The following is a 26,255-nucleotide window of genomic DNA, read 5'->3' as shown; positions in this document are numbered from 1 at the left end:
CTCAGCCCTCAGCGAGCGCCTCGGCCTCGCGCTCGGCGGCGCGCTGCAGCCAGTGGTCGACGCCGGCGATGTGCACGACCATGGCCGCCCGGGCGAGCTCCGCGTCGCCCGCCGCGAGGGCGTCGAGGATGCGCTCGTGCTCGTGCAGCGTGCGCGGCACCGAGCCCTCCTGCGTGAGCGCGCGCCACACGCGGGCTCGGGCGGTCTGGCTCGAGATCGTCTCGAGCAGGCTGACGAGGTAGTCGTTGCCGGTCGCGCTCGCGATCATGCGGTGGAACTCGACGTCGTGCGAGACGAGCTCGTCGCTCGGCGTCTCGGGGTCCACCTGCGTCAGGTGCTCGCGCATCGCGGCGATGTGCTCGGGCGTCGCGCGCCGGGCGGCGAGCGCGGCGGAGGCCGGCTCGACGATGCGCCGCACCTCGAAGACCTCAAGCACGGCGTGCGACTCGTGGAAGTCGAGCACGAACGACATCGCCTCGAGCAGCAGGCTCGGCTGCAGGCTCGTGACGTAGGTGCCGTCGCCGCGGCGGACGTCGAGGATCCGCATCGCCTCGAGCGCCTTGACCGCCTCCCGCATCGACGAGCGCGAGAGGCCGAGGCGCTCCGAGAGCTCCTGCTCGGGAGGCAGCCGATCGCCGGGGCGCAGCTCGCCCTGCTGGATCATCTGCTTGATCTTGCTGATCGCGTCGTCGGTCACCGCCACGACGACAGCCTACGAAAGATCCGACGTCTATGGGCGGTCAGCGCAGCGCGTCCGGGACCGGGTCCGCGCCGCGCACGTGCTGGTCGCAGAAGGCGAGCACCGCCTCGTTCCACGTGCGCGCGTTCGACGGCCGCAGCACCCAGTGGTTCTCGTCGGTGAACTGCAGGAAGCGGTGCGGCATGGTCTCCGGCGTGCCGGGCCAGCCCGAGACGAGGTCCCACCACAGCCGCAGCGCCTCGCTCACCGGCACGCGGTAGTCGCGGTTGCCGTGCGTGACGAGCATCGGCGTCGTGATGGCGGATGCGTGGTGGTGCGGCGAGTAGGCGCGGTACCAGTCGGGCAGCTCGTCGGCGTGGCCGTGCACGCGCACCTTCTGCGCCGCCGCATCCGTCGTCGCGTGCTGCTGATCGAGCGCCCACAGCCCCGCGTGGGTCACGATCGCGCGGAACCGCTCGGTGTGGCCGGCGATCCAGTTGGTCATGTAGCCGCCGAAGGAGCCGCCGAGCACGGCGGTGCGCTCGCCGTCGAGCGCGGGGCGCTCGAGCACGGCGTCGAGCAGCGCCTCGCACTCGCGCCAGACGACGTCGGCGAGCCTCGGCCAGCCGCGGTTGAGGCCCGCGTGGCCGTAGCCGGTCGACATCGCGGGGTCGGGCAGGAGCACCGCGTAGCCGCGCGCGACGGCGAGCCACGGGTTCCAGCGCCAGCTCCACGCGTTGTAGGAGCCGTGCGGGCCGCCGTGGATCCAGAGCATCACGGGCGCGGGCTCGGCGGCGCTCGCGGCGTGCGGCGTGCAGAGCCACCCGCCGACGGTCACGCCGTGCGCGTCGGTCTCGACCCACTCGAGCGACCCCGGCGGCGCTCCGACGCCGCCCGGTGCTGGGACGCGCGCGGCCTCGCCCGTCCCGAGCGCGATGCGCACCGGCGTCGCGGGGCTCGCCAGGTCGCTGCGGAGCGCGAACATCGATCCCGCCGCTGCAGCCGGCGCGAGCGCGCCGTACGCGGCGTCGTCGACGAGCGTGCGCACGGCACCGGTCGCGGCGTCGACGACGAGGACCGCGCCGCGCGAGTGCAGGTCGCCCGCGACGAGCAGCGTCGACGCATCCGCCCACACGTACTCGGTCACGGTCAGATCGCCGACGTCGACCGTGACGGGCGACGCGCCGCCGAGCGCGCCGTCGAGCGAGTGCAGCTCGAGGAAGTCGTAGGTCGTGTCCGTCGGCGTCGACGTCGTGAGCCGCGTGACTGCGACGCGCGTGCCGTCGGGCGAGACGGCCGGGCCGCTCCACTGCTCGTCGGCGGTCCCCGGCAGCAGCACGCGCCGCTCGCCGCTCGCGACGTCGATGCGCACGAGCGACGAGCGCGTCTCGCCGCCCGCGACGCGCTCCGTCCAGGTCGTGACGACGGCAGAGCCGTCGGGCACGAGGTCGGCGGATGCGTTCACGAGCGCGACCATGTCGGCGTCGGGAGCGAGGTCGCGCAGCTCGCCCGCGGGCGAGACGAGCACGAGCCGCGGGCTCACGTCGCCGACCTCGTGGTCCCAGTAGCGGATCGGCATGCCGGTGTGCCAGATGCCGGTGCGCTTCGACTCCTTGCGGGCCGTGCGGCGCTCGGCGTCGTCGGCGAGCGAGCCGCCCGCGAGCACCTCGGTCGTCGTGAGGAGCGTGCCGTCGTCGGCGACGGCGACGAGGCTCAGCCCGCCCGGCGCGGATGCGACGACGCTCGCCTCGCCCCGCTCGGGCAGGCGCCAGATCGCGGGCACGTCGTCGTCGGCCGACCCTGTCGGATCGGGCCGTGCCGAGGCGAACAGGAGCGAGCCGTCGGCGGCGAAGCGCGGGGCGCTCTCGCCCTTCTCCGACCACGTCAGCCGCTGCGGCTCGCGCTCGCCCGCGGGATCGAGCTCCCACAGCGACGACACCATGCGCGAGCCGTGCTCGTCGGCCTGCGCGATCGCGGCGACGACGCGCCCGTCGCGCGATGCTGCGAGGCCCGCGAGCCGCGGCACGCGCAGCAGTCCGTCGATGTCGGTGAAGTCGTCGAAGGGTGCTGCAGGCATCCTCCGACGCTAGCGCCGCTCAGCTCCGCTCGGCTGGCATGACCGCCGCGACTGCGCTCACCTCGATGACGGCCCCCGGCACGCCGAGCGCCGAGACGATCGCCGCCGTCACGAGCGCCGGCTCCCCGTCGCTCGCGAGCCGTTGCGCGACGGCGCCGTAGGCCGCCTGCAGGTCGGCGCCCTCGGCGAGCAGCACCGTCCACTGCACGACGTCGGCGAGGCTCGCCCCGGCCGCCGCGAGCGCCGTCGCGGCATTGTCGATCGCCCGGGCCGCCTGCTCGCCCGCGTCGGCCGAGACCACGGCACCCGACTCGTCGACGCCGTTCTGCCCGCCGACGTAGATCGTCGTCGCGCCCGGCGGCGGCACGACCGCGACGTGGCTGAACGCGGGGCTGCGCACGAGACCGTCCGGGCGCATCCTCATGATCTGCTCGCTCATGCGGTCACCCTGCACCGCCCGCGAGCGGCGATCAACCCCTCGCGCGCGGGCGGTACTCGACGAGCTCGTGGGTCGTGCGCACGAGCGCCCGCAGCTCGTCGAGCGACGCGGGCGCGGCGCCGAGCGCGCGCGCCTGCACGAGCACGTTCCCGATCGCCGACGCCTCGACGGGGCCCGCGACGACCGGGAGTCCCGTGCGGTCGGCGGTCAGCTGGCACAGCAGCGCATTGCGCGCGCCGCCGCCGACGACGTGCACGCGCTCGATCGGCTGCCCGCTGATCGCGGCCGCATCGCGGAGCGCGCGGGCGTAGCCCTCCGCGAGCGACTCGAGGATGCAGCGCACGACCTCCGCCCTGCCCTGCGGCGGGCGCTGCCCCCGGGCCTCGAACCACGCGCGGATGCGCGAGGGCATGTCGCCCGGCGGGTAGAACGCATCGTCGGTCGGGTCGAAGACCGGCACCGCCCAGTCGACCGCGGCGGCCGCGTGCAGCAGCTCGGGCAGCCCGAGCCGCTCGCCGGCCGCATGCCACGTGCGCATCGACTCGGAGAGGATCCACAGGCCCATGACGTTCTTCAGGAAGCGCGTGCGGCCGTCGACGCCGCCCTCGTTCGTGAACGACGCCTCGAGGGCCGCGGGCGTCGCGATCGGCGCGCTCGTCTCGATGCCGACGAGCGACCACGTGCCGCTCGAGACATAGGCGCCGCCCGGCTCCATCGGCACGGCGACGACGGCGGATGCGGTGTCGTGCGACCCGACGGCGAGCACGTCGGGTGCCCCCTCGATCCCGAAGTGCTCCCGCGTGACGGCGTCGATGGGCCCGATGCGCGTGCCGGGCTCGACGACCTCCGCGAGGAGCGACGGCGGGATGCCGAGCATGCCCATGAGCTCCGCGTCCCACTCGTCGTCGAGGCGCATGAGCCCCGTGGTCGAGGCGTTCGTGCGCTCGGCGACCATCCGGCCCGTCATCCAGTAGCCGAACAGGTCGGGGAGCATGAGCAGCCGGTCGGCGACCTCGAGCACGCCCCGCTCGCGGTCGACCATGAGCTGGTTGATCGTCGTGAACGGCATGCGCTGGAGGCCGCAGCGCGCGTAGAGCTCCGGCTGCGCGATCACGCGGTCGACGAGCTCGAGCCCGCGCGCGGTGCGGTCGTCGCGGTAGGAGAACGGGATGCCGAGCAGGCTGCCGCGCCGCAGCAGGGCGTAGTCGACGGCCCACGAGTCGACCGCGACCGACGCGAGCGACGCATCCCTCGACGCCGCCGCGACGCCCCGCATCGCCTCGTCGTAGAGGCCGAGCACGCTCCAGTGCAGCCCGTCGCCGATGCGCACCGGCCGGTTCTCGAAGCGCGCGACCTCCTCGAGCCGGAGCGTCGCTGGGCCGACCTCGGCCCGCACGACGCGGCCGCTCGTCGCGCCCAGGTCGACCGCCGCGACCGTCGCCGTCATCGCAGGAAGGCGGCCGCCACACCCGAGTCGACGGGCACGTGCAGGCCGGTCGTGTGGCTGAGCTCCGCGCCGGTGAGCACCGCGACGGCGTTCGCGACGTGCTCGGGGAGCACCTCGCGGCCGAGCAGCGTCCGGCCGGCGTAGTACTTGCCGAGCTCCTCCTCCTTGACCCCGTACACCTTCGCGCGCGACGCGCCCCAGCCGGAGGCGAAGATGCCCGAGCCGCGCACGACCCCGTCGGGGTTGATGCCGTTGACGCGCACGCCGTGCTGCCCGAGCTCGGCCGCGAGCAGCCGCACCTGGTGCGCCTGGTCGGCCTTCGTCGCCGAGTAGGCGATGTTGTTGGGCCCCGCGAAGACCGCGTTCTTCGAGGAGATGTAGACGATGTCGCCGCCGAGGCCCTGCTGGATGAGCACCTTCGCCGCAGCGCGCGAGACGAGGAAGGAGCCCTTCGCCATCACGTCGTGCTGCAGGTCCCAGTCGGCCTCGGTCGTCTCGAGCAGGGACTTCGACAGCGAGAGCCCGGCGTTGTTGACGACGAGGTCGAGCCCCCCGAAGGCGAGGAGCGCCGCGTCGACCGCGGCCTGCACCTGGTCGGACTTCGTCACGTCGCACTGCACGCCGATCGCGACGTCGCTCGAGCCGAGCTCGGCCGCCGCGGCCTGCGCCTTCTCGAGCTCGAGGTCCGCGATGACGACGCACGCGCCCTCCGCCGCGAGCCGCGTCGCGATCGCCTTGCCGATGCCGCTCGCGGCACCGGTCACGAGCGCGACCCGGCCGGCGTGCGAGCGCGGCGCCGGCATGCGCTGGAGCTTCGCCTCCTCGAGCGACCAGTACTCGATGCGGAACTTCTCGGCGTCCGAGATGGGCTGGTAGTGCGAGAGCGCCTCGGCCCCGCGCATGACGTTGATCGCGTTGGTGTAGAACTCGCCCGCGACCCGCGCGGTCTGCTTGTCCTTGCCGAACGAGAACATGCCGACGCCCGGGACGAGCACGATCGCCGGATCGGCGCCGCGCATCGCCGGCGAGTCGGGCGTCGCGTGCGCCTCGTAGTAGGCGGCGTAGTCCGCGCGGTAGGCGGCGTGGAGCTCGTCGAGCCGCTCGATCGCCCGCTCGAGGGGCGCGTCGCCCGGCAGGTCCAGCACGAGCGGCTTGACCTTCGTGCGCAGGAAGTGGTCGGGGCACGAGGTGCCGAGGGCCGCGAGCCGCGGGTGCTCGGCGCGCGCGAGGAAGTCGGTGACGACCTCGGCGTCGCTGAAGTGGCCGACCATGGGCCGGTCGGTCGAGGCGATCCTGCGGATGTGCGAGGCGAGCGCCGCTGCGCGCGCGCGCCGCTCCGCGTCGGGCAGGGCGGCGTACCCGTCGAGCGGCGCGCCGAACGGCTCGGGCCGGCCGTGCTGCTCGATGTAGTCGGCGGCGGTGCCGATGATCCAGAGCGAGTTCCGCTCCGACTCCTCGCTCGAGCGCCCCCACGCCGTGATGCCGTGCCCGCCCAGGATGCAGCCGACCGCATCCGGGTTCGCGCGCTGGATGTCGCGGATGTCGAGGCCGAGCTGGAAGCCGGGGCGGCGCCACGGCACCCAGACGACCAGGTCGCCGAAGATGCGGCGCGTGAGCTCCTCGCCGTCGACCGCGGTCGCGATGGCGATGCCCGAGTCGGGGTGGAGGTGGTCGACGTGGGGCAGGTCGACGAGCGCGTGCATCGAGGTGTCGATCGACGGCGCGGCACCGCCGCGGCCGTGCAGGCAGTAGTCGAAGGCGGCGACCATCTCGTCCTCGCGCTCGACGCCCGGGTAGACGTCGACGAGCCCGCGCACCCGGTCGAGGCGCAGCACCGCGAGCCCCGCCTCGGTGAGCGTCCCGAGATCGCCGCCGGACCCCTTGACCCACAGCAGCTCGACCGGCTGACCGGTCGCGGGGTCGATGTCGGTGCCCTTGGCCGAGGTGTTGCCGCCCGCGAAGTTCGTGTTGCGGGGATCGCTGCCGAGCGCGTTGCTGCGCGCGAGCAGCTCGCTGACTGCCTGGTTCATGTCGTCTCCGTCGGTGTCTCGTCGAGGGCGGGCGCTCACGCGCCCCAGCCGGCCTGGGTGCCGCCGACGCGCTCGGCGGCGATGCGCTCGAGGTAGCCGGAGGCGAGGAACGCGCGCATGGGGTCCGCCGGCAGGCCCTTCGCCTCGCGGTGGGCCGCGAGGAGCGGCCGCACGTCGGTCGCGAACGCGTCCATGAGGATCTCGTTCGCGAGCAGCACGTCGCACTCGCGACGCGCGGCGGCGAGCGCCTCCGTGTCGAGCGAGAGGGCCTTCGCGACCGCCTCCTGCACGTTGAGCACGCTGCGGATCTGGCCCGGCACCTTCTCCTCGATGTTGTGGCACTGGTCGAGCACGAGCTGCACGTCGGGATCGCCGTAGCCTCCGCCCGCGATGAGCTCCACGACGATCCGGAAGAGCTGGAACGGGTCGGCCGCGCCCACGATGAGGTCGTCGTCGGCGTAGAAGCGCGAGTTGAAGTCGAAGGCGCCGAGCTTCCCGAGGCGGAGCAGCTGCGCGACGATGAACTCGATGTTCGTGCCGGGCGCGTGGTGGCCGGTGTCGAGCACGACCTTCGCGCGCTCGCCGAGCGCGACGCAGTGCACGTAGCTCGTCCCCCAGTCGGGGATGTCGGTGTGGTAGAACGCCGGCTCGAAGAACTTGTACTCGAGCACCATCCGCTGGTCGTCGGCGAGCCGGGCGTAGATCTCGCCGAGCGACTCGGCGAGCCGGTCCTGCCGCTCCCGGATCGAGTCCTGCCCCGGGTAGTTCGTGCCGTCCGCGAGCCACACCTTGAGGTCGCGCGAGCCGGTCTCGTGCATGACGTCGATGCACTCGAGGTGGTGGTCGATCGCCTTGCGCCGCACACGCGCGTCGGGGTGCGCGAGGGAGCCGAACTTGAAGTCGTCGTCCTGGAACGTGTTCGAGTTGATGGTGCCGAGCGCGACCCCGAGCTCCTCGGCGCGCGACCGCAGCGCCGCCCAGTCGTCCACGCGGTCCCACGGGTAGTGGAGCGCGACGGTCGGCGCGAGCCCGGTGTGGCGGTGCACCTCCGCGGCGTCGGCGAGCTTCTCGAACGGGTCGCGCGGCGTGCCCGGCGTGCCGAAGACGCGGAAGCGCGTGCCCGAGTTGCCGTAGGCCCAGCTCGGCACTTCGATGCGCAGCAGATCGAGCTGCTCGGGGGTGGGGGTGACTGCCATGTCAGCTCCTCGGTCGGGGGCGGGTTCGTGACGCGTCGAGCTGCGCGTCGAGGTCGAACGCGAGCGGGATGAGCTCGAACGACTCGTCGGCGGGGCGCTCGAGGCCGGCGAAGAAGGGCTGCATCTCGGCCTGCCAGCGTGCGTTGACGTCGCGCGCCGCCATGCCGGCGAGGGATGCGTCGAGGTCGAGGGTGCGGAAGGTGCCGATGCACGTGCCGTCGTCGGCGACGAAGATGCGGTAGTCGATCCAGCCGGTCGCGCTGAGCGCCTCGAGCATCTCGGGCCAGACCGCGGCGTGGCGCGCGCGGTACTCGGCGACGAGCTCCGGCCGGACCTGCAGGCGGAAGCACACGGGCGTCGGTCGCTGCGTCGCCGTGCTCGCCATGGCCGCTCCTGTCCTCCTCGACGGTGCTGACGGCTGCCTGGGGCTCCGTCGCGCCCCGCCAGCATGCCGCGTCGCAGTTACGAACGCAAGCGCAGAGGTTGCGATTTGGTATCGCTCACTTGCGAAAGCGGTTTCGGATGCGTACTGTCGCCACCATCACCGACAAGGGAGACGCTGTGATCGATCGTGAGGCGCGCATCCTCGACGCTCTCGGAGCCCGTGGCTCCGTGCAGGTCGCCGAGCTCGCCCGCGACCTCGACGTCTCGGAGGTGACGATCCGGAAGGACCTCGACGGGCTCGAGCGCCGACAGCTGCTGCGGCGCACGCGCGGGGGCGCCGTGCCGCCCGAGCGCGGCGACGAGGGCGCCTTCCGCGACCGCATGCAGCGCGGGTCCGTCGCGAAGCGCGCGATCGCCGCCCACGCCGCGACGCTCGTCGCCGACGGCGACGTCATCGCGCTCGACACGTCGAGCACCGCGCACTACCTCGCGCTCGAGCTGCTGCACCGGCAGGGGCTCGTGGTGATCACCCAGTCGCTGCCCACCGCGACGGTGCTCATGGAGCGCTCCGACGCGCGGGTCATCATGCCCGGCGGCACGCTGCGGCGCGAGAGCTCGGGCCTCGTCGGCCCCATCACCGACACGCTCGTCGGCCGAGGGCGCGTGCACAAGGCGTTCGTCGGCGTGGTCGGGCTGTCGCCCGAGCGCGGCCTGCTCGAGCTCGCGACCGACGAGGCCGTCTCGAAGCAAGCGCTCGTCGCGGCGGCCGAGGAGGTCCACGGGCTGTTCGACTCGAGCAAGGTCGACGGGTTCGCGCTGCACTCGTTCGCTCGCGTCGACCAGGTGACGAGCCTCATCACGGACGCGGGCGCGTCCGACGACTTCGTCGAGGAGTGGCGCGCCGTCGGCGTGCCGGTGGCCCGCGTGCCGCTCCCCGACGCCCAGACGACCGGCATGGCGCCGGTCCCGGCACGGGCGGAGACCGCCTCCCGTCGCCTCACCCAGAAGGAGCATCGATGAAGATCTCACGCAAGATCGCGGGTGCACTGGCGCTCTCGGCGGCCGCTGCCGTCGTGCTCGCCGGCTGCACCTCGCGCAACGACACGGGCTCGTCGGCGGCCCCCGGCGCGAGCGAGGGCGCGAGCACCGAGGACCTGACGATCGCGTTCGTCCCCAAGCTGCAGGGCATCCCCTACTTCGAGGCGATGAACACCGGCGGCCAGCAGGCCGCCGAGGAGCTCGGCTTCGAGTGGCTCTACCAGGGGCCGACGACCGCCGACGCGGCCGCGCAGGCCGACATCGTGCGCTCGTTCATCCAGCAGGGCGTCGACGTGCTGTTCGTCGCCCCGAACGACCCGAACTCGATGGCGCCCCTGCTCGAGGAGGCGCAGGCCGCCGGCATCCACGTCGCCACGACGGACACCGACGCTCCCGACTCGGTGCGCGAGGTGTTCGTGAACCAGGCCTCGGTGGAGGGCATCGGCCAGGCGCTGACGGACACCCTGCTCGAGGCCATGGGCGGCTCCGGCAAGTACGCGATCGTGTCGTGCGGCGAGACCGCGGCGAACCTCAACGCGTGGATCGAGGTGCAGGAGGCCTACACCGCCTCGGAGTACCCCGACGCCGAGATCGTCGACATCGTCTACGCCGGCGAGGACCAGGCGATGGCGACCCAGATGGCGACCGACCTGATGAACAGCCACCCGGACCTCACGGGCCTCGTGGGCGAGTGCACCTCGAGCGCACCGGGCGTCGCGCAGGCCGTGCAGGACGCGAACCGGATCGGCGAGGTCTTCACCGTCGGCCTCGGCACGCCGCAGTCGATGCTCCCGTACCTCGAGTCGGGCGCGTCGAGCGGCTCGATCCTGTGGGACGTCGAGGCGCTCGGCTACCTGACCGGCTGGGCGGGCGTGCAGCTCGCGAACGACGGCGACCTGGGCGACACCTCGAGCCTCACGGACGAGTCGCTCGCAGATGTCGAGTACGACGAGGCGTCTGGCGTGCTGCTGCTCGGCCCGCCGACCGTCTTCACCGCCGAGAACGCGGGCGACTACGACTACTGATCGCCCGATCCACTGACGCCGGGGCGCGGCTCGCGCCGCGCCCCGGCACCCACCCGGCCGCGGCCATCCGCAGGCCACCGTGCCCGCGACGACGAGGAGCACCATGACCGACACCGCCCAGCGGGCCCGTCCGACTCCGGGGCGCGACTCCGCGCCGCGGCTCGAGATGCGCGACATCTCGAAGCGCTACGGCGGCGTGCGCGCCATCCGCCACGCCGACCTCACCGTCATGCCCGGCACGGTGCACGCGCTCGTGGGCGAGAACGGCGCCGGCAAGTCGACGCTCATCAAGATCCTCGCCGGCGCAGAGCAGGCCGACACCGGCACGATCGCGATCGAGGGCGAGGCCGTCTCGATCGGCTCGACGACCGACGCGATCGGCCTCGGCGTGCAGACCGTCTACCAGGAGCCCCAGCTCTTCCCCGAGCTCACGGTGGCCGAGAACTTCTTCGTCGGCCGCGAGATCACTCGCGGCCCGATGATCGACTGGCGCGCGCAGGCGCCGCGCATGCTCGAGCTGCTCGACACGGTCGGCCTCGACCGCGGCGTGGCCTCGCAGCCGCTCGGCGCGCTCTCGATCGCCCAGCAGCAGCAGGTCTCGATCGCGAAGGCGCTCCTCGAGCAGGCGAGCATCCTCATCCTCGACGAGCCGAGCGCCATCCTCACCGACGCCGAGATCGAGGTGCTCTTCGGCGTCGTGCGGCGGCTCGCCGCTGACGGCGTCTCCATCATCTACATCAGCCACCGCCTCGACGAGCTGTTCCGCATCGCCGACGCCGTCACGATCATGCGCGACGGCGAGACGGTCTCGACCGAGCCGATCGGGCAGCTCTCGGTGCGGCAGATCGCCGAGCGCATGGTCGGCGGAGCGATCTCGGAGGGCGAGCACGTGCCGAGCGAGCGCGGCGAGCCCGTGCTCGAGCTCGAGGCGCTCACGCTCGAGGGCGCGTTCGCCGACGTCTCGCTCACCGTGCGCGAGGGCGAGGTGCTCGGTCTCTACGGCCTCATCGGCTCGGGCGCCGCCGAGGTCGGCGAGGTCGTCTACGGCATGCGTCGCGCGACGACCGGGCGGATGCGCGCGGCCGGGAGCGACCGCCACCCCGGCACGCCGTCCGACGCGAAGCGCCGCGGCATCCGCATGGTCCCCGCGAACCGCTCGTCGCAGGGCTCCTTCTCCTTCCAGAGCATCGCGTTCAACATCACCGTCGGCTCGCTCGGCCTGCTCGGCCGGGTGCCCGGCTGGGTGTCGCCGACGTCGGAGCGCCGCATCGCGGACGACCTCATCCGCCGGCTCGCGGTCAAGACCCCGACCTCGCGGCAGCCGCTCGGCGCGATGTCGGGCGGCAACGCGCAGAAGGTGGTGCTCGCGCGGCAGATCGTCGAGCAGCCGAAGCTCCTCGTGCTCGCCGAGCCGACGCAGGGCGTCGACGTCGGGGCGAAGGAGGAGATCCACCGGATCATCGCCGACCTCGCCGCGCGCGGCACGGCCGTGCTCGTGATCACGACCGACCTCGCGGAGGTGCAGCGCATCGCCGACCGCATCCTCGTGTTCCGCTCCGGGCGCATCGCGCGGGAGTTCCCGCCGAGCGCGAGCCAGGCGGCGCTGCTCGCCGCCGCGGCCGGCGCCGAGGACGAGCCCGTCAAGGAGGACCACCGATGACCACCGCGACCGAGGCCCGCGCCCCCCAGTCGGTCAGCATGCGCCGCATCCTGCCGCCGATCGTGACGGGGCAGGAGGTCGTGCTGCTCGTCGTGCTCGCCGTGCTGTGGGTGCTGCTCGGCCTCTTCACGCCGGCGTTCCTCACGCCCGGCTCGATCGGCCCGCTGCTCGTGCAGGTCGCGCCGATCGCCCTCATCGGGGTCGGCATGACGTTCGTGATCATCACCGCGGGCATCGACGTGTCGGTCGCGGGCATGATCATGGTCTCCGCCGTCGTGACGGCGCGCGTGCTCGTGAGCTACGACGTGCCGGCGATCGCCGCCGTCGCGCTCGCGATCGTGATCGGAGCAGCCCTCGGCGCGCTCAACGGCGTGCTGATCGCCTACGGCCGCGTGCATCCGATCATCATCACGTTCGGCACCGCCAACCTCTTCCTGTGGCTCGGGCTGCGGGTGTTCAACTCCTCGACGGTCAACGGCATCCCCTCGACCCTCGAGTTCTTCGGGCGCGGCGCCGCGGGCTCGACCCTCGGCGTGCCGCACTCGTTCGCGATCGCGGTGCTCGCCGTCGCCGTCGCGTGGTGGTTCCTGCGCTACGCGAAGGCGGGCCGCAACCTGTACGCGATCGGCGGCAACCAGAACGCCGCCCGCCTCGCGGGCATCAAGGTGCAGCCGCGCCTCGTGTGGGTCTACCTCATCACCGGCGCGCTCGCGGGGCTCGCGGCGTGCATGGTCATCGCGACCGGCACCTCGACCCTCGACCAGTCGGTCGGCTCGGGCAAGGAGCTCCAGGTCATCGCAGCGGTCGTGATCGGCGGCACCTCGATCCTCGGCGGCCGCGGCAGCGTCGTCGGCACGCTGCTCGGCGCGATCCTCGTGCAGACCGTCGTGTCCGGCGTCACCCAGCTCGGCTGGCCCACCCAGCTCGGGTTCCTGTTCGTCGGCATCTTCATCCTGATCGCCGTCGGCACCGACCTCATCCGCGAGCGAGCCAGGAGGAGCCGCGCATGACCGCCACCACCACGACCCCCGTCGACGGGCGCCGGCCCGAGTCGGCGTCGCGCGTGCGGGAGTGGCTCGGCTCGGGCGTCCTGCGCGACCGCGCGGTGCTGCTGCTCGCGCTCATCATCCTGCTCGTCGTCGTGATGTCGGTCCTCGACGCGGTCGGCCTCACGAGCGGCCGCTTCAACAGCGACTACCTCGCCTCGACGCTCATCGCGTACGTGCCGCTCGCCCTGCTCGCCCTCGCGGAGCTGTTCGTCATCACGTCGGGCCGCGGCGGGATCGACCTCTCGGTCGGCTCGATGGTCTCGCTCACCGGCATCGTCTTCGCGATGCTCTACCAGCAGGCAGGCCTCCCGCTGCTCGTCGCGATCGTGCTCGCGGTCGTCTTCGGCGCGCTGCTCGGCGCGATCAACGGCGTGCTCACCGCCTACCTCGGCTATCCCGCGCTCATCACGACGCTCGCGACGTTCTACGCCTACCGGTCGATCGCGCTCGTCGTGAGCGAGCAGCGCCCGATCTCCGGGCCCCAGATCTCGGAGTTCTACGGGGCCGCGAAGGCCGTCGAGCTGCCGGTGATCGGCGGCGGGCTGCCGCTCGTGCCGCTCGGCGTGTTCACCTTCCTCATCCCGGTCGCGATCGTCGCGTGGTTCGTGCTCAACCGCACGACCTACGGCCGCAAGCTCTACGCGATCGGCACGAACGACACCGCCGCGCAGTGGGCGGGCATCGACACGCGCCGCACGCGCATGATGGCGTACGTCACGGCGGGCGCCATCTCGGGCCTCGTGGGCGTCTACACCGTCGCGCAGTTCGCCTCGGCGCGACCCGACGCGGGCACGAGCGGCAGCGGCATGGCGCTGCCCGCGATCACGATCGCGGTGCTCGGCGGCGTCGCGATCACGGGCGGCATCGGCAGGCTGAGCGGCATCCTGCTCGCGGCCCTGCTCATCGTGTGGCTCAACGCGTCGATCCTGCTCGTCGTGCCCGGCAACGAGGGCGCCCAGGCCCAGCTGCTCGCGCTCGGCATCGTGCTGCTCGGCGCCTCGCTGCTCTCGAACGCGACCATCCGGCGGCGGCAAGCAGGGGCGCCTCCACGGCTCGCCGTGCCCGCGACCGCGCCCGGGGCGCCGAAGTGACCGAGCCGGTCGCCGAGCTGCTGCGGCTCGCGCACGCCGTGGGCGAGCCGCAGCGCGAGCTCGTGATCCTCGCGGAGGGCAACGTCTCAGCGAAGCTCGACGACGAGCGGATGCTCGTGAAGGCGACCGGATCGTCGCTCGCGGCGTCGGGGCCCGACGACCTCGTCGAGTGCCGCTTCGCGCCGATCCTCGAGCTGCTCGACGACCCGACCGCGTTCGAGGGCGGCGCGGGCGACGCGCGCGTCGCCGAGGCGCTCCTGGCCTCGCGCGTCGACCCGGCGGCGAAGCGGCCGAGCGTCGAGGCGCTCCTCCACGCCGTCGTGCTGAGCTCCGGCGCGGGCGCCGCGTGCCACACGCATCCGATCGCCGCGAACGCCGTGCTCTGCTCGGACCGCGCCGAGCTGCTCGCCGCCGGGGCGCTCTTCCCCGACCAGATCGTCGTGCTCGGCACCCGCTCGCTCGTCGTGCCCTACGTCGACCCGGGCCTGAGCCTCGGCCGGCGCATGCGCGACGAGCTGACGGCGTTCGCCGACCGGCACGGGGCGCTCCCGAAGGTCGTCTGGATGCGCAACCACGGCATCTTCGCGATCGGCGCGAGCCCCGGGGAGTGCCTCCGCATCACCGAGATGGCCGACAAGGTCGCTCGCATCCTCGTCGGCGCGCTCGCGGTGGGCGAGCCGGCCTTCCTGCCCGACGACGTCCTCGACCGCATCGACGGCCGGGACGACGAGCACGTGCGCCGCGCGATCCTCGACGCGGCGCGATAGCCACCCAGCGAAGGAGCACTCATGCAGATCGGCGTCCACGGCCTCGTCTTCACCGGCACGTTCGACGAGGCGGGCCTCGAGCAGGCCATCGCCGGCACCCAGGCGGCGGGCTTCGACCTCCTCGAGCTGCCGCTCATGGATCCGTTCGCGATCGACGGCGCCCTCGTGCGCCGCATGCTCGACGACCACGGCGTCGCGATGACCTCGAGCCTCGGCCTCGACGCCGCCCACGACCTCTCGAGCGAGGACGCCGCGGTGAGCCGCGAGGGCGAGACGCTGCTCGAGCGCGCGATCGACGTCGTGGCCGAGGCGGGCGGGCAGCACCTGTGCGGCGTCATCTACTCGGCGATGCAGAAGTACCTGCAGCCGGCGACCGAGGCGGGGCGCGCGAACTCCGCTGCGGCGCTCCGCCGCCTCGGCGACCGGGCCGCGGCCGCCGGCGTCACCCTGTCGCTCGAGATCGTCAACCGCTACGAGACGAACATCGCGAACACCGCGCGCGGGGGCCTGCGCTTCCTCGAGGAGATCGGCCACGACAACGTGCACCTGCACCTCGACACGTACCACATGAACATCGAGGAGTCGGGGATGCTCGAGCCCGTGCTCGACGCGGGCGAGCGGCTGCGCTACGTGCACATCGGCGAGAGCCACCGCGGCTACCTCGGCACCGGCTCGGTCGACTTCGGCTCGTTCTTCCGCGGCCTCGCGCGGCTCGGCTACGACGGGCCGATCGTCTTCGAGTCGTTCTCGAGCGCCGTCGTCTCCGAGTCGCTCTCGAACACGCTCGGGATCTGGCGGAACCTCTGGGACGACTCCGCCGACCTCGCGGCGCACGCGAACCGCTTCATCCGCGACCAGCTGCGCTCGGTCGAGACGATCGCGCTCCACTGAGCATGCCGGAACCGGCCATGGCCACGCTCGACGCGACGACGCTCCGTGCGGTCGACGCCGTGCGGGAGGAGGTCGCGCGCCTGCACCGCGAGCTCGTGCGCTACGGGCTCGTGGTGTGGACGGGCGGCAACGTCTCCGGCCGCGTGCCCGGCACGGAGCTGTTCGTCATCAAGCCCTCGGGCGTCGACTACGACGAGCTGTCGCCCGATCGCATGATCGTGTGCGACCTCGACGGCGCCGTCGTGCCGGGCACGGCCGGCAGCGAGGGCAGCCCGTCGAGCGACACGGCCGCGCACGCGTACGTCTACCGCCACATGCCCGAGGTCGGCGGGGTCGTGCACACGCACTCGGCCTACGCGACCGCGTGGGCGGCCCGCGGCGAGGAGATCCCGTGCGTGCTCACCGCGATGGCGGACGAGTTCGGCGGGCCGATCCCGGTCGGGCCCTTCGCGATCATCGGCGACGACTCGATCGGCCGCGGGATCGTCGCGACGCTCCGCGAGCACCGCTCGCGGGCGGTGCTCATGCAGAACCACGGCCCGTTCACGATCGGCAGCACGGCGCGGGATGCGGTGAAGGCGGCGGTCATGGTCGAGGACGTCGCCCGCACCGTCCACCTCGCCCGCGAGGCGGGGCCGCTCATCCCGATCTCGCCGGCGGATGTCGACCGGCTGCACGAGCGATACCAGCACGTCTACGGCCAGCGGGCGCCGGAGCCGCAGGAGCGGGAGCAGCGATGAGCGCCGAGGCGATCGCCGCGGGCCGCACCGCGCTCGGCATCGAGCTCGGCTCGACGCGCATCAAGGCATGCCTCGTCGACGCCGCCGACCCGGCGCGCGTGCTCGCGGTCGGCTCGCACGCGTGGGAGAACCGCTTCGAGGACCGCACGTGGACGTACGCGCTCGACGACGCCTGGGCCGGCGTGCAGGCCGCGTTCGCGGCGCTCCGCGACGACGCGCTCGCCCGGCACGGCGCCGACGTGCGCGAGGTGGGGGCGATCGGCGTCTCGGGCATGATGCACGGCTACCTCGCCTTCGACGAGGCCGGGGAGCTGCTCGCGCCGTTCCGCACGTGGCGCAACACCTCGACCGGCCGCGCCGCGGCCGACCTCACCGAGGCGTTCGGAGTCAACATCCCGCTGCGCTGGTCGATCGCGCACCTGCACCAGGCGATCCTCGACGAGGAGCCGCACGTGCCGCGCGTCCGCTCGATCACCACCCTCGCCGGCTACGTGCACCGCGCGCTCACCGGCCGTGCCGTGCTCGGCGTGGGCGACGCATCCGGCATGTTCCCGCTCGACGCGGCGGGGCGCGGCTACGACCCGGCGCTCATCGCCCGCTACGACGCCGTCGCGGGCGACCGGCTGCCGGTCGCGAGCGTCGCGGCGCTGCTGCCGACGGTGCTGCGCGCGGGGGAGCCCGCGGGCGAGCTGACGCGGGAGGGCGCGCTGCTGCTCGACCCGAGCGGCCGGCTGCTGCCGAGCGCGCCGCTGTGCGCGCCGGAGGGCGATGCGGGCACCGGCATGGTCGCGACGAACGCCGTCGCGCCCCGCACGGGCAACGTGAGCGCCGGCACGAGCATCTTCGCGATGGTCGTGCTCGAGCGGCCGCTCGAGCGCGTCCACGCCGAGCTCGACCTCGTCGCGACGCCCGCGGGGGATCCCGTCGCGATGGTGCACTGCAACAACGGCGCGAGCGAGCTCGCCGCGTGGGTGCAGGTGTTCTCGCGGTTCGCCGCCGCCGCCGGTGCGCCCGTCGACGACGACGCCGCGTTCGACGCGCTCTTCCGCGAGGCGCTCGCGGGCGAGCCCGACGCGGGCGGCCTGCTCGCCTACAACCACGTCGCGGGGGAGCCGATCGCGGGCCTCGACGAGGGCCGGCCGCTGCTCGTGCGCACGCCGGAGAGCCGGCTGACGCTCGCGAACCTCATGCGCGCGCACCTCTACGGCGCGTTCGGGACGCTCGCGCTCGGCATGCGCGTGCTCGACGAGGAGGGTGTGCGGCTCGACCGCATGCACGCCCACGGCGGGATGTTCCGCACTGCAGGGGTCGCGCAGCGGTTCCTCGCCGGCGCCCTGCGAGCGCCGGTCTCCGTGGGGGAGACGGCATCCGAGGGCGGCGCGTGGGGCGTCGCGGTCCTCGCCGCGTTCGCGAAGGCGGCCCGAGCGGGCGACGCGCCCGGCCTCGCCGACTACCTCGACGCCGTCGTCTTCGCGGGCGCCGCTCAGTCGACGCTCGAGCCGGACCCCGACGACGTGGCCGGGTTCGCCGCCTACCTCGAGCGCTACCGCGCCGGCCTCGCGGTCGAAGCGGCGGCGGTCGAGGCGCTCTGAGCCCGGCCGCGCCTCGCAGGATCGCCCCGCGGAGCGCCAGTAGGCTCGCGACCATGGGCGATCTCTTCGACGACTACGACAAGCCCTTCGCGACGCCGAGGAAGCGCGAGGGCAAGCCGTGGGACGAGATGTTCGAGAGCAAGGGCGTCGCCCGCGGTCCGTACAAGCCGCTGTACGACGCGCTCTCCGAGCTGACGAAGGAGGACCTCCGAGCTCGCGCCGATGCGCTCGCGACCTCCTACCTCGCGCAGGGCGTCACGTTCGACTTCGCGGGGGAGGAGCGGCCGTTCCCGCTCGACGCGATCCCCCGCATCATCACCGCGGAGGACTGGAAGCACGTCGAGTCGGGCGTGCAGCAGCGGGTCCGGGCGCTCGAGGCGTTCCTCGCCGACATGTACGGCCCGCAGCGCGCCGTCGAGGACGGCATCATCCCCGCGAAGCTCATCAGCACATCCACCCACTTCCATCGCCAGGCGGCCGGCGTCGTCGGCGCGAACGGCGTGCGCATCCACGTCTCGGGCATCGACCTCATCCGCGACGAGCTCGGGGAGTGGCGCGTGCTCGAGGACAACGTGCGCGTCCCCTCGGGCGTGAGCTACGTGATCTCGAACCGCCGCGTCATCGCGCAGACGCTGCCGGAGATGTTCGCGTCGATGCGGGTGCGCCCGGTCGGCGACTACTGCGACAAGCTGCTCTACGCGCTGCGCGCCGCCGCGCCCGCGGGCGTCGACGACCCGCGCGTCGTGGTGCTCACGCCCGGCGTCTACAACTCGGCGTACTTCGAGCACACGCTGCTCGCGCGCCTCATGGGCGTCGAGCTCGTCGAGGGCCGCGACCTGTTCACGAGCGGCGGCCGCGTCTACATGCGCACGACCGAGGGGCCGGCGCGCGTCGACGTCATCTACCGCCGCGTCGACGACGACTACCTCGACCCGCTGCAGTTCCGCGCCGACTCGATGCTCGGCAGCCCCGGCCTCATGCTCGCCGCGCGGCTCGGCAACGTCACGATCGCGAACGCCGTCGGCAACGGCATCGCCGACGACAAGCTCGTCTACACGTACGTGCCCGATCTCATCCGCTACTACCTGTCGGAGGAGCCGATCCTCAAGAACGTCGACACGTGGCGGCTCGAGGATCCGGGCGCGCTCGAGGAGGTCATCGACCGCCTGCACGAGCTCGTCGTGAAGCCCGTCGACGGCTCGGGCGGCAAGGGCCTCGTCGTCGGTCCCGACGCGACGCCGGAGGAGCTCGAGGCGCTCAAGCAGCGGCTGCTCGACGACCCGCGCGGCTGGATCGCGCAGCCCGTCGTGCAGCTCTCGACCATCCCGACGCTCGTCGACGAGGGCATGCGGCCCCGGCACGTCGACCTGCGGCCGTTCGCCGTCAACGACGGCAAGGATGTCTGGGTGCTGCCGGGCGGGCTCACCCGGGTCGCGCTCCCCGAGGGGCAGCTCGTCGTCAACTCCTCGCAGGGCGGCGGCTCGAAGGACACGTGGGTCATCGCGGGCGCGCGCGAGCAGCTGCCGCCGATCGATCACGACGCGGAGTTCGGCGCGTCCGGGGAGCCGATGACCCGGCCCGTCCCCGTCGTCGCGGGCCACGAGCATCCGCAGGACCAGTCGCCGCAGGACGCGCCGCGATCGAAGACCAAGCAGGCCGAGCAGCAGCAGCAGACCGGAGGTGAGCGCCGATGATGCTCTCCCGCATCGCCGAGAGCCTGTTCTGGATCGGCCGGTACATCGAGCGCGCCGACGGCACCGCGCGCATCCTCGACGTCTACCTCCAGCTGCTGCTCGAGGACGTCGCGGTCGACGAGGACACCGCGTGCCGCGCGCTGCTCGGCGTCATGGGCCACGACGCCCCGCCGGAGCGCAAGCTCACGCGCGTCGACGTCGTGAACACCCTCGCGACCGACCGCACCCAGCCTGCGTCGATCGCGTACTCGGTGAACGCGGCGCGCGAGAACGCCCGTCGCGCTCGCGAGATCATCTCGACCGAGCTGTGGGAGGTGCTCAACTCCACGTACGCGAACATGCCGCGGCGCGTGAGCCCCGAGCAGGTGCACGTCATGTTCGGCTGGGTGCGCGAGCGCGCGGCGCTCGCGGGCGGCATGGCCGACTCGACCGCGAGCCGCGACGACGCGTGGAGCTTCCTCAACCTCGGCCGCTTCATCGAGCGCGCCGACATGGTCGCCCGCCTGCTCGCGACGCGCGCGCTCACCGAGGCGTCGGGCCCGTCGTGGACGACGATCCTCCGCTCCGTCGGCGCGTACGAGGCGTACCTGCGCACCTACCGGGGCGTGCCGTCGTCGACGAACGCGGCGGAGTTCCTGCTGCTCGACCGGCTCTTCCCGCGCTCGATCCTCTTCTCGGTGCGGGGCGCCGAGGCGTGCCTGCACGACATCGAGCCGCGGCAGGATCGGGTCGGCTACGTCGACCCGGCCCAGCGGATGCTCGGCCAGATCCGCGCGGAGCTCGAGTTCACGCCCATCCAGGAGATCATCGAGAACCTGCCGACCGTGATGGACAAGGTGCAGACGACGACGACCGCGGTCTCGCACGCGGTGCGGGAGCGCTACTTCCCGACCCACAACCTGCCCGCCTGGACGAGGGAGGCCTCGTGAGCCGGCTCCGCATCCGCCACACCACCGGCTACCGCTACGAGCGGCCGGCCGTCGCGTCGTACAACGAGTCGCGCATGCTGCCGTCGACGAGCGACGGGCAGTTCGTCATCTACTCGAACCTCGACATCCGCCCGAACACCTCGATCAACACCTACGAGGACTACTGGGGCACGAAGGTCGTCTCGTTCGACGTGCTCGCGCCGCACACCGAGCTGCAGCTGACCGCGACGAGCCTCGTCGAGGTGCGCCCGCGCATCAAGGGCGGCCACGACCTGACGTGGGAGCAGCTCGAGAAGGTCGCGTCGCGCGCGACCCAGCACGTCGAGCAGCTCGGGCAGACGGTGCGCACGCGGCCGTCGGCCGATCTGGTGACGGCGTCGCGGGAGATCGCGGATGCGTCGGAGACGCCGGGCATCGCAGCCGCCGCGATCGCCCGCATGGTCGGCGAGGAGATGGAGTACATGTCGGGCGTCACGCACGTCCACACGCTCGCCTCGGAGGCCTGGCCGAACCGCAAGGGCGTGTGCCAGGACATCGCGCACATCACGATCGGTGCGCTGCGCTCGGTGGGGATCCCGGCGCGCTACGTCTCCGGCTACCTGCACCCGAAGCGGGAGCCGGTGATCGGCGAGACGATCCGGGGCGAGTCGCACGCGTGGGTCGAGTGGTTCACGGGCGAGTGGGATGCGTGGGATCCGACGAACCTCATCGACATCGGCGAGCGACACGTCAAGGTGGGACTCGGCCGGGACTACAACGACGTGCCGCCGCTGCGCGGCGTGTACGCGGGAGCGGGCAAGAGCCAGCTGTTCGTGTCGGTGGAGATCACGAAGGAGTCGTAGGCCGTCGGGTTCCCGTCACGCGCGCATGACGACGCGGCGCGGTGGGCCGAGGAGGTCGAGCGCCCGCGTGTGCGGACCCGATCGGCCGCGCGTCGACGCCCGTCGGCGCAGCCGCACCTCGATGGAGACGGCCGAGCCCGGCGCATGCTGCTTCGACGCCATGGGTGGTGGCTCGATCTGCGGGAGCACGCCGACTCTCACCGAAGCGATGGGCCTGATGGGCTCGGGAATGCGGACCGCGAGCGGTGGCGGGGCCGACGCCGCCACGGCGGTCGCCCGCTGGGGCTCGCGCGGCGGGGCTGCGGCACGGGACGTGCGCGCGTAGGGATCGCTCGGCCGCAGCTGCGGGACGACGCGCCAGTCGCCCGGCTGCCCGATGACCACCAGTCGGCCGCGGTGCACCTCGTGGTGGCAGTGGCTGCAGAGCAGGATGCCGTTGGCGGTGTCCGTCTTACCGCCGCGCTCCCACCAGACGACGTGGTGCGCCTCCGTCCACGCGACGGGGAAGCCGCAGCCCGGAGTCGCGCAGCCGCCGTACTCCGCCGCGAGCGCTCGACGCTGCGCCTGGGTGAACAGGCGCACGGTGCGACCGAGGTCGAGCACGTGCCCCTTGCTGTCGGTCACGGCCCGCTGCACGACGCCGTCGCACAGCAGCCGGTCGATCGTCTCGATGGGCACCATGGATCCGGTGTGCTCGATCTCGAGAGACCGGTCAGGGTGCTCGACGCCTCGCAGGTATGCGTCGAACGCCTCGATCGTGCCGGTGAGGACGAGCCGTGGCACCTCTCCGCCCGCAACCGGCGCACCGCCGGAAGCGACGTGCGCCTCCACCATCGCGATGAGCGCGTCGTGGCGCTTCTGCTGCGGCGACCGGTCGTCGGCAGGCGCCGTCGGGTCCCCGGACGCGGCGGTGTCCGCTACTGACCGGTCCGCGGGCTCGCCGGCGTCGCTCTCGGCCTGCTCGTCACGGAACCGCACGACGCGCGGCGCGGTGAACGCATCCAGCGCGGTCTTGAGCGCGGCTCCGTCTTCGGCAGGGGAGTGGACGACGGTGCGCCAGCTGCCGTCGGGCAGCTGCGTGATGCGGAGCGACCGCATGGCGCGCTGTCGCTCGCTGTCAGGCAGCACGCCGTCGGGGTCGAGCACGGCGACGTACGCCTGCGCCTGCGTCTGCAGCAGCTCGGGCACGAGCCGCCGCTCGGGGTGCGTGGCCTCGTCGACGAGGCAGCGCTCCGCCCAGGCGAGCTGGCCGAGGTCGGCGCGCGGGGCGGCCGGCGCGAGCGTGCTGACGATCGCTCGCGCTTGCGAGAGCGAGATCGCACCGGCGTCGAGCGCGGCGCCCACCTGAGGGAACGGGACCGCGATGCTCTCGCCGGTGATGCTGCAGGCCGAGGATGTCGCCGCGGCGAGCGAGAGCAGGTCGGCCGCTTCGCGGACCCGCAGCCCGAACGCCTTGCCGACCGCTTCTCGAGCGTGTCGAGCGCCCAACCCGTCGGAGAGCGCGTCGTCGTCGGACCCATGCGAGCGCTCGGCGATCGCGCCAGCGAGGCGCACGCGCTGCGCATCGACCAGGCGGCTCAGCTCGGCCGTGAGCGCGAGCAGGTCGACGACCTCCTGGGGCGTGGCTCGGGACAGCGCCGCCTGGTCGGCGAACGCGACGCGGGCGGCATCGACCGCTGCTGCAGCCGCTTCCACCATCGCCATGCGCGCTCCGCTCCTTCGCGACCGACCATCTTCGAACGTTCGTTGCGAACACAGTAGCGAGCACCACTGACATCGGGTGCCCTCGCTCGAGCGCCTGTGGACAACCGGACACGCCTCTGCCGCAGCCCGACGAGAGCGATTACCGTGACCGCCATGTGCAGGAACATCACCGAGCTCCGCGGCCTCGAGCCAGCCGCGAACGACGAGGAGATCGAGGCGGCCGCCCGTCAGTACATCCGCAAGGTCTCGGGGATCACGCATCCGACCGACCGCACGCGTGAGGCGTTCGAGCGCGCCGTCGCCGAGGTGGCGCACATCACTCAGCACCTGCTCGAGGACCTGCCCGACCGCCGCCAGCCGCCGAAGACGCTGCCGCCGCTCCGTCGGCCGGAAGTGCGCGCTCGGATCGCGGAGCGTGAGGCGGCACTCGCCGCCCGCTGACTGGAGTCAGCTGGTGCGCCGGCGCCGGCGCCGCGCGACGGTGATGGTCGCTCGCGCGCGCACCGGCGGAAGCCGCCCGTCGCTGGTTGGAACCCCGTGCCGTCGCCGGAGGCGCGCTCAGCCGCGGCGCATCCGCATGGCCGCCGCGACGTCGTCCATGACCCGCATGATCGCGACCGACTCGTCGAGCGGCATGAGCGGGCTCTCGAGGCGGCCATCGGCGATACAGCGCTCGACCTCCAAGGCCTGGAACTGCATGCCGCGCCCCACGAGCTGCGGCTCGAACTCCTCGACCGCGGTCGTGTGGGCGGATGCGTGGCGTCGCCGATAACGCGTCCACGAGTAGAAGGCGGGGTCGAGCTCGATGACGCCCTCGGTGCCGGCGATCGTCGCCCGGTTCGAGCCGAGCGTCGTCATCGAGAAGGTGTGGGTGGACATGCCGCCGCCCTGGTGCTCGAGGATCACCGCGCCCCGGTGGTCGACGCCGTACTCGTCGACGTGGCCTGACGCCTGCACCGCCTCGACGGGCCCCAGCAGCGCGTGCGCGAGCGAGATGCAGTAGACGCCGAGGTCGAGCAGGGCGCCGCCGCCGAGCGCCGCCTCGATCATGCGGCTGCCGGGGGAGAGATCGAGCATCTGCGAATGGTCGGCGGTGACGCTGACGACCTCACCGAGATCTCCGGCGGCGATCCGCTCGCGCACCGCGACCATCGTGGGCAGGAAGCGGGTCCACATCGCCTCCATGGCGAAGATGCCCTTCGCGCGGGCGGCGTCGGCGATCGCCTGCGCGTCGTCGCCGGTCGTCGTGAAGGCCTTCTCGACGAGCACGTGCTTGCCGGCGTCGATCGCGAGCAGCGCGTGCTCGCGGTGATGCGAGTGCGGTGTCGCGACGTACACGACGTCGACGTCGGGGTCGGCGACGAGAGCCTCATAGCCGGCGTGCGCTCGCGGGATCCCGTGCCGCTCGGCGAATGCCCGCGCACGGTCGCCGTCTCGACTGCCGACCGCGGCGACGCGGTGTCCGCCGATCGCGAGGTCCTTCGCGAACCCGCCGGCGATTCCGCCGGCGCCGAGGATGCCCCAGCCGGGCGTGGACTCGTTCATGCCGGCGACTCTACGAGCGCTCGCCTCCGAGCGGGGCGAGCGTCAGCCGCCACAGCCGGCTGCCGACGGGTTCGCCATGCAGTCGCCGTCGGTCAGCACGGTCCCCACCTCGAACACCTTCACCCCCACGCTGGGCGCTTGCACGGCCAGCGTGCCTGATACCGCGAACCACCCGCCGCCTGCGTTCACCTCCGCCGTGAAGACGACGGTGACGGATGCAGTCACGTCATCGCGCGACGCGTACGTGTGGCTCGTGGCCGTCTCGGTCCACGACTCCTCAGGTCCTTGCCAGGCGGTGCCGGATGCGCTGCTCGTCTCGGACGTGCCGTCGCCGTAGTCGAAGACGTATGACGTGGGGGTCCACCGCACCTGGATCGGTACGTCGAACAGCTCGCCGTCCATCGTGTGCGACTCGGCAGTCGCGTAAAAGTTGGTCGGCGTGTCCACGACGCCCCACCCATCGGGCTCCACGACCAGCTGGCCGACGATCGGGCGGAACGCAGCAAGGTCGCTCATCGTGATCGGGTCGATGGCCGGCGCGGGCGCTGTCGCCCCCGGCCGGCGGTCAACAACCACAACGTCACATCGCGCGAGTCCCGGCGTCGCCGCGTCGACGCAGTCTTCGAAGCGAGCGGCCAAGTACGCCTGCCATGCGGCTGCCCAGTCTTCCGACGTCAGGCGCTTAGTCCCTGGTGAAGTGCCCGGCACGAGGCGATCGCCGGCCACCTCCAGTGTTGAGCCGCCGAAGAAACCCACCTCTGGCGGATCGTCGTCAGCGGCCGAGGCGAGTGCGGTCAGCACTGCCGCGGCGACGCACATGATTACGCGCATGGATCCGCGGCCGCGCTGTCGTCGAATGCCGTCACGCTCTCCACGAAGAAGCCCCGCTCGCTTGCGCGGGTCACCAGCGTGACGGACACCGCTTCCAGTGCGGGCCTCTCTGAATCGACGATCTCCAGGCCTTCGTCGCCGATCACGCGCTCGCCGGTGAGGTCGACGCACGCTGCTGCTTCGACCCGCTCCGGGGCAGCCGACGCATCAACTACCGCGAACTCCGTCGTTTCTCGCTTTCCCTCTGTGTGGATACGTCGGTCGGCGGCCTCGCGGAAGTTGTCGGCGAGAAACTCGGCGTGGGCGGGTTCAGCGACGTCCCGCAGGGCGTCGATGTCAGCCGACGCTGGGTCTGCGCCCAGCTCGGCAAGTCGCTCTTGATACCGGTCCCACCCTTGGCGCGCTTCCTGCTCAATGTCGACGCTGTCGGGCGAGGGCGTTCGCTCAGCAGGAGTGGAGCCCGGCGTCTGTTGAGGCGGTGAGCAACCGACGAGCACAAGAGCAGCGACAGACGCGAGCGCCGCAGCGCTGCCCAGCCTTCGGATCATGCGGGCAGGCTACGGGAACCCACCAGACCAGTGAGGCAGCTCTCCACAGGCGCTGGG

The 26,255-nt window shown here is 72.7% G+C and carries 24 protein-coding genes; 13 read left to right on the top strand and 11 right to left on the bottom strand.

Translation table 11 applies throughout. From position 1 onward, the window contains the following. Nucleotide 1 precedes the first annotated feature (1 nt). The 7 genes from NWP09_RS00585 to NWP09_RS00555 are packed head-to-tail and all read right to left on the bottom strand — an operon-like array spanning nt 2 to nt 8,253. Nucleotides 2–703 (bottom strand): FadR/GntR family transcriptional regulator, encoded by a 702-nt coding sequence (locus NWP09_RS00585; RefSeq protein ID WP_258273601.1) that lies wholly within the window; start codon nt 701–703, stop codon nt 2–4. 37 nt (nt 704–740) lie between these two features. After that, nucleotides 741–2,756 (bottom strand): S9 family peptidase, encoded by a 2,016-nt coding sequence (locus NWP09_RS00580; protein WP_258273600.1) that lies wholly within the window; start codon nt 2,754–2,756, stop codon nt 741–743. A 19-nt stretch (nt 2,757–2,775) separates the two neighbouring features. After that, on the bottom strand, nt 2,776–3,195 hold the full coding sequence (locus NWP09_RS00575) for a RidA family protein (protein ID WP_258273599.1): 420 nt from the start codon (nt 3,193–3,195) through the stop codon (nt 2,776–2,778). A 31-nt stretch (nt 3,196–3,226) separates the two neighbouring features. Continuing rightward, nucleotides 3,227–4,642 carry a rhamnulokinase family protein gene (locus NWP09_RS00570; protein WP_258273598.1) on the bottom strand — a complete coding sequence of 472 codons (1,416 nt, stop codon included), beginning with the start codon at nt 4,640–4,642 and terminating at the stop codon, nt 3,227–3,229. Next, the gene (locus tag NWP09_RS00565) at nt 4,639–6,672 is read right to left on the bottom strand and encodes a bifunctional aldolase/short-chain dehydrogenase (protein WP_258273597.1); all 2,034 of its coding nucleotides are present in this window, start codon (nt 6,670–6,672) and stop codon (nt 4,639–4,641) included. Before NWP09_RS00565 ends, NWP09_RS00570 begins: the two co-directional genes overlap by 4 nt. Before the next feature lie 35 nt (nt 6,673–6,707). Then, nucleotides 6,708–7,868, bottom strand: coding sequence for an L-rhamnose isomerase (rhaI, locus tag NWP09_RS00560; RefSeq protein WP_258273596.1), 1,161 nt, complete (start codon nt 7,866–7,868; stop codon nt 6,708–6,710). A gap of 1 nt (nt 7,869) precedes the next feature. Further along, nucleotides 7,870–8,253 carry an L-rhamnose mutarotase gene (locus NWP09_RS00555; protein WP_258273595.1) on the bottom strand — a complete coding sequence of 128 codons (384 nt, stop codon included), beginning with the start codon at nt 8,251–8,253 and terminating at the stop codon, nt 7,870–7,872. 137 nt (nt 8,254–8,390) lie between these two features. On the opposite strand from NWP09_RS00555, the gene NWP09_RS00550 reads away from it, so the two are divergent. The 12 genes from NWP09_RS00550 (at nt 8,391) to NWP09_RS00495 (ending at nt 21,570) form a co-directional block, all read left to right on the top strand. Continuing rightward, complete coding sequence (locus NWP09_RS00550) at nt 8,391–9,272, top strand: DeoR/GlpR family DNA-binding transcription regulator (RefSeq protein WP_258273594.1); 882 nt, start codon at nt 8,391–8,393, stop codon at nt 9,270–9,272. Next, nucleotides 9,269–10,315 (top strand): autoinducer 2 ABC transporter substrate-binding protein, encoded by a 1,047-nt coding sequence (locus NWP09_RS00545; protein ID WP_258273593.1) that lies wholly within the window; start codon nt 9,269–9,271, stop codon nt 10,313–10,315. The genes NWP09_RS00550 and NWP09_RS00545 overlap by 4 nt, the downstream gene beginning before the upstream one ends. 103 nt (nt 10,316–10,418) lie before the next feature. Beyond that, nucleotides 10,419–11,975, top strand: coding sequence for a sugar ABC transporter ATP-binding protein (locus NWP09_RS00540; protein WP_258273592.1), 1,557 nt, complete (start codon nt 10,419–10,421; stop codon nt 11,973–11,975). Beyond that, the gene (locus NWP09_RS00535) at nt 11,972–12,985 is read left to right on the top strand and encodes an ABC transporter permease (RefSeq protein ID WP_258273591.1); all 1,014 of its coding nucleotides are present in this window, start codon (nt 11,972–11,974) and stop codon (nt 12,983–12,985) included. The genes NWP09_RS00540 and NWP09_RS00535 overlap by 4 nt, the downstream gene beginning before the upstream one ends. Then, nucleotides 12,982–14,115, top strand: coding sequence for an ABC transporter permease (locus tag NWP09_RS00530; protein ID WP_258273590.1), 1,134 nt, complete (start codon nt 12,982–12,984; stop codon nt 14,113–14,115). The genes NWP09_RS00535 and NWP09_RS00530 overlap by 4 nt, the downstream gene beginning before the upstream one ends. After that, nucleotides 14,112–14,882, top strand: a complete 771-nt coding sequence (locus tag NWP09_RS00525) for a class II aldolase/adducin family protein (protein ID WP_258273589.1) — start codon at nt 14,112–14,114, stop codon at nt 14,880–14,882. Before NWP09_RS00530 ends, NWP09_RS00525 begins: the two co-directional genes overlap by 4 nt. Nucleotides 14,883–14,903: 21 nt before the next feature. After that, nucleotides 14,904–15,773 (top strand): sugar phosphate isomerase/epimerase, encoded by an 870-nt coding sequence (locus NWP09_RS00520; protein ID WP_258273588.1) that lies wholly within the window; start codon nt 14,904–14,906, stop codon nt 15,771–15,773. 17 nt (nt 15,774–15,790) lie between these two features. Then, entirely contained in the window at nt 15,791–16,513 is a 723-nt protein-coding gene (locus NWP09_RS00515) for an L-ribulose-5-phosphate 4-epimerase (protein WP_258273587.1), read from the top strand. Next, on the top strand, nt 16,510–18,105 hold the full coding sequence (locus tag NWP09_RS00510; RefSeq protein WP_258273586.1) for a xylulokinase: 1,596 nt from the start codon (nt 16,510–16,512) through the stop codon (nt 18,103–18,105). The genes NWP09_RS00515 and NWP09_RS00510 overlap by 4 nt, the downstream gene beginning before the upstream one ends. A 53-nt stretch (nt 18,106–18,158) precedes the next feature. Then, nucleotides 18,159–19,799: a circularly permuted type 2 ATP-grasp protein gene (locus NWP09_RS00505; protein ID WP_258273585.1), complete on the top strand. Its 1,641-nt coding sequence runs from the start codon at nt 18,159–18,161 to the stop codon at nt 19,797–19,799. Beyond that, nucleotides 19,799–20,728 carry an alpha-E domain-containing protein gene (locus NWP09_RS00500; RefSeq protein WP_258273613.1) on the top strand — a complete coding sequence of 310 codons (930 nt, stop codon included), beginning with the start codon at nt 19,799–19,801 and terminating at the stop codon, nt 20,726–20,728. The genes NWP09_RS00505 and NWP09_RS00500 overlap by 1 nt, the downstream gene beginning before the upstream one ends. After that, nucleotides 20,725–21,570, top strand: a complete 846-nt coding sequence (locus tag NWP09_RS00495; RefSeq protein ID WP_258273584.1) for a transglutaminase family protein — start codon at nt 20,725–20,727, stop codon at nt 21,568–21,570. Before NWP09_RS00500 ends, NWP09_RS00495 begins: the two co-directional genes overlap by 4 nt. Before the next feature lie 15 nt (nt 21,571–21,585). On the opposite strand, the gene NWP09_RS00490 is transcribed toward NWP09_RS00495, so the two are convergent. Further along, nucleotides 21,586–23,274 carry an HNH endonuclease signature motif containing protein gene (locus NWP09_RS00490; RefSeq protein WP_258273583.1) on the bottom strand — a complete coding sequence of 563 codons (1,689 nt, stop codon included), beginning with the start codon at nt 23,272–23,274 and terminating at the stop codon, nt 21,586–21,588. A 153-nt stretch (nt 23,275–23,427) separates the two neighbouring features. On the opposite strand from NWP09_RS00490, the gene NWP09_RS00485 reads away from it, so the two are divergent. Then, nucleotides 23,428–23,715: a DUF2277 domain-containing protein gene (locus tag NWP09_RS00485; protein WP_258273582.1), complete on the top strand. Its 288-nt coding sequence runs from the start codon at nt 23,428–23,430 to the stop codon at nt 23,713–23,715. 117 nt (nt 23,716–23,832) lie between these two features. Here NWP09_RS00485 and NWP09_RS00480 read toward each other — a convergent pair whose 3' ends face one another. From NWP09_RS00480 to NWP09_RS00470, 3 genes are read right to left on the bottom strand one after another with little or no spacing between them, the layout of a single operon-like run. Continuing rightward, nucleotides 23,833–24,819 carry a Gfo/Idh/MocA family protein gene (locus NWP09_RS00480; protein ID WP_258273581.1) on the bottom strand — a complete coding sequence of 329 codons (987 nt, stop codon included), beginning with the start codon at nt 24,817–24,819 and terminating at the stop codon, nt 23,833–23,835. Nucleotides 24,820–24,861: 42 nt separating this feature from the next. Further along, nucleotides 24,862–25,650: a hypothetical protein gene (locus NWP09_RS00475; protein WP_258273580.1), complete on the bottom strand. Its 789-nt coding sequence runs from the start codon at nt 25,648–25,650 to the stop codon at nt 24,862–24,864. After that, nucleotides 25,641–26,198, bottom strand: coding sequence for a hypothetical protein (locus tag NWP09_RS00470; protein WP_258273579.1), 558 nt, complete (start codon nt 26,196–26,198; stop codon nt 25,641–25,643). Before NWP09_RS00470 ends, NWP09_RS00475 begins: the two co-directional genes overlap by 10 nt. Nucleotides 26,199–26,255 lie beyond the last annotated feature (57 nt).

Source organism: Agrococcus sp. HG114, from assembly GCF_024723325.1.
GTDB lineage: Bacteria > Actinomycetota > Actinomycetes > Actinomycetales > Microbacteriaceae > Agrococcus.
This window is presented reverse-complemented; position numbering and strand designations above follow the sequence as displayed.

Bases quoted from the DNA above. Each gene is read 5' to 3' on its own strand.
- NWP09_RS00580 (WP_258273600.1), bottom strand. From the start codon at position 2,756: ATGCCTGCAGCACCCTTCGACGACTTCACCGACATCGACGGACTGCTG.
- NWP09_RS00575 (WP_258273599.1), bottom strand. From the start codon at position 3,195: ATGAGCGAGCAGATCATGAGGATGCGCCCGGACGGTCTCGTGCGCAGC.
- NWP09_RS00570 (WP_258273598.1), bottom strand. From the start codon at position 4,642: ATGACGGCGACGGTCGCGGCGGTCGACCTGGGCGCGACGAGCGGCCGC.
- NWP09_RS00565 (WP_258273597.1), bottom strand. From the start codon at position 6,672: ATGAACCAGGCAGTCAGCGAGCTGCTCGCGCGCAGCAACGCGCTCGGC.
- rhaI (WP_258273596.1), bottom strand. From the start codon at position 7,868: ATGGCAGTCACCCCCACCCCCGAGCAGCTCGATCTGCTGCGCATCGAA.
- NWP09_RS00555 (WP_258273595.1), bottom strand. From the start codon at position 8,253: ATGGCGAGCACGGCGACGCAGCGACCGACGCCCGTGTGCTTCCGCCTG.
- NWP09_RS00550 (WP_258273594.1), top strand. From the start codon at position 8,391: ATGCGTACTGTCGCCACCATCACCGACAAGGGAGACGCTGTGATCGAT.
- NWP09_RS00545 (WP_258273593.1), top strand. From the start codon at position 9,269: ATGAAGATCTCACGCAAGATCGCGGGTGCACTGGCGCTCTCGGCGGCC.
- NWP09_RS00540 (WP_258273592.1), top strand. From the start codon at position 10,419: ATGACCGACACCGCCCAGCGGGCCCGTCCGACTCCGGGGCGCGACTCC.
- NWP09_RS00535 (WP_258273591.1), top strand. From the start codon at position 11,972: ATGACCACCGCGACCGAGGCCCGCGCCCCCCAGTCGGTCAGCATGCGC.
- NWP09_RS00530 (WP_258273590.1), top strand. From the start codon at position 12,982: ATGACCGCCACCACCACGACCCCCGTCGACGGGCGCCGGCCCGAGTCG.
- NWP09_RS00520 (WP_258273588.1), top strand. From the start codon at position 14,904: ATGCAGATCGGCGTCCACGGCCTCGTCTTCACCGGCACGTTCGACGAG.
- NWP09_RS00515 (WP_258273587.1), top strand. From the start codon at position 15,791: ATGGCCACGCTCGACGCGACGACGCTCCGTGCGGTCGACGCCGTGCGG.
- NWP09_RS00510 (WP_258273586.1), top strand. From the start codon at position 16,510: ATGAGCGCCGAGGCGATCGCCGCGGGCCGCACCGCGCTCGGCATCGAG.
- NWP09_RS00505 (WP_258273585.1), top strand. From the start codon at position 18,159: ATGGGCGATCTCTTCGACGACTACGACAAGCCCTTCGCGACGCCGAGG.
- NWP09_RS00500 (WP_258273613.1), top strand. From the start codon at position 19,799: ATGCTCTCCCGCATCGCCGAGAGCCTGTTCTGGATCGGCCGGTACATC.
- NWP09_RS00490 (WP_258273583.1), bottom strand. From the start codon at position 23,274: ATGGCGATGGTGGAAGCGGCTGCAGCAGCGGTCGATGCCGCCCGCGTC.
- NWP09_RS00485 (WP_258273582.1), top strand. From the start codon at position 23,428: ATGTGCAGGAACATCACCGAGCTCCGCGGCCTCGAGCCAGCCGCGAAC.
- NWP09_RS00480 (WP_258273581.1), bottom strand. From the start codon at position 24,819: ATGAACGAGTCCACGCCCGGCTGGGGCATCCTCGGCGCCGGCGGAATC.
- NWP09_RS00475 (WP_258273580.1), bottom strand. From the start codon at position 25,650: ATGCGCGTAATCATGTGCGTCGCCGCGGCAGTGCTGACCGCACTCGCC.
- NWP09_RS00470 (WP_258273579.1), bottom strand. From the start codon at position 26,198: ATGATCCGAAGGCTGGGCAGCGCTGCGGCGCTCGCGTCTGTCGCTGCT.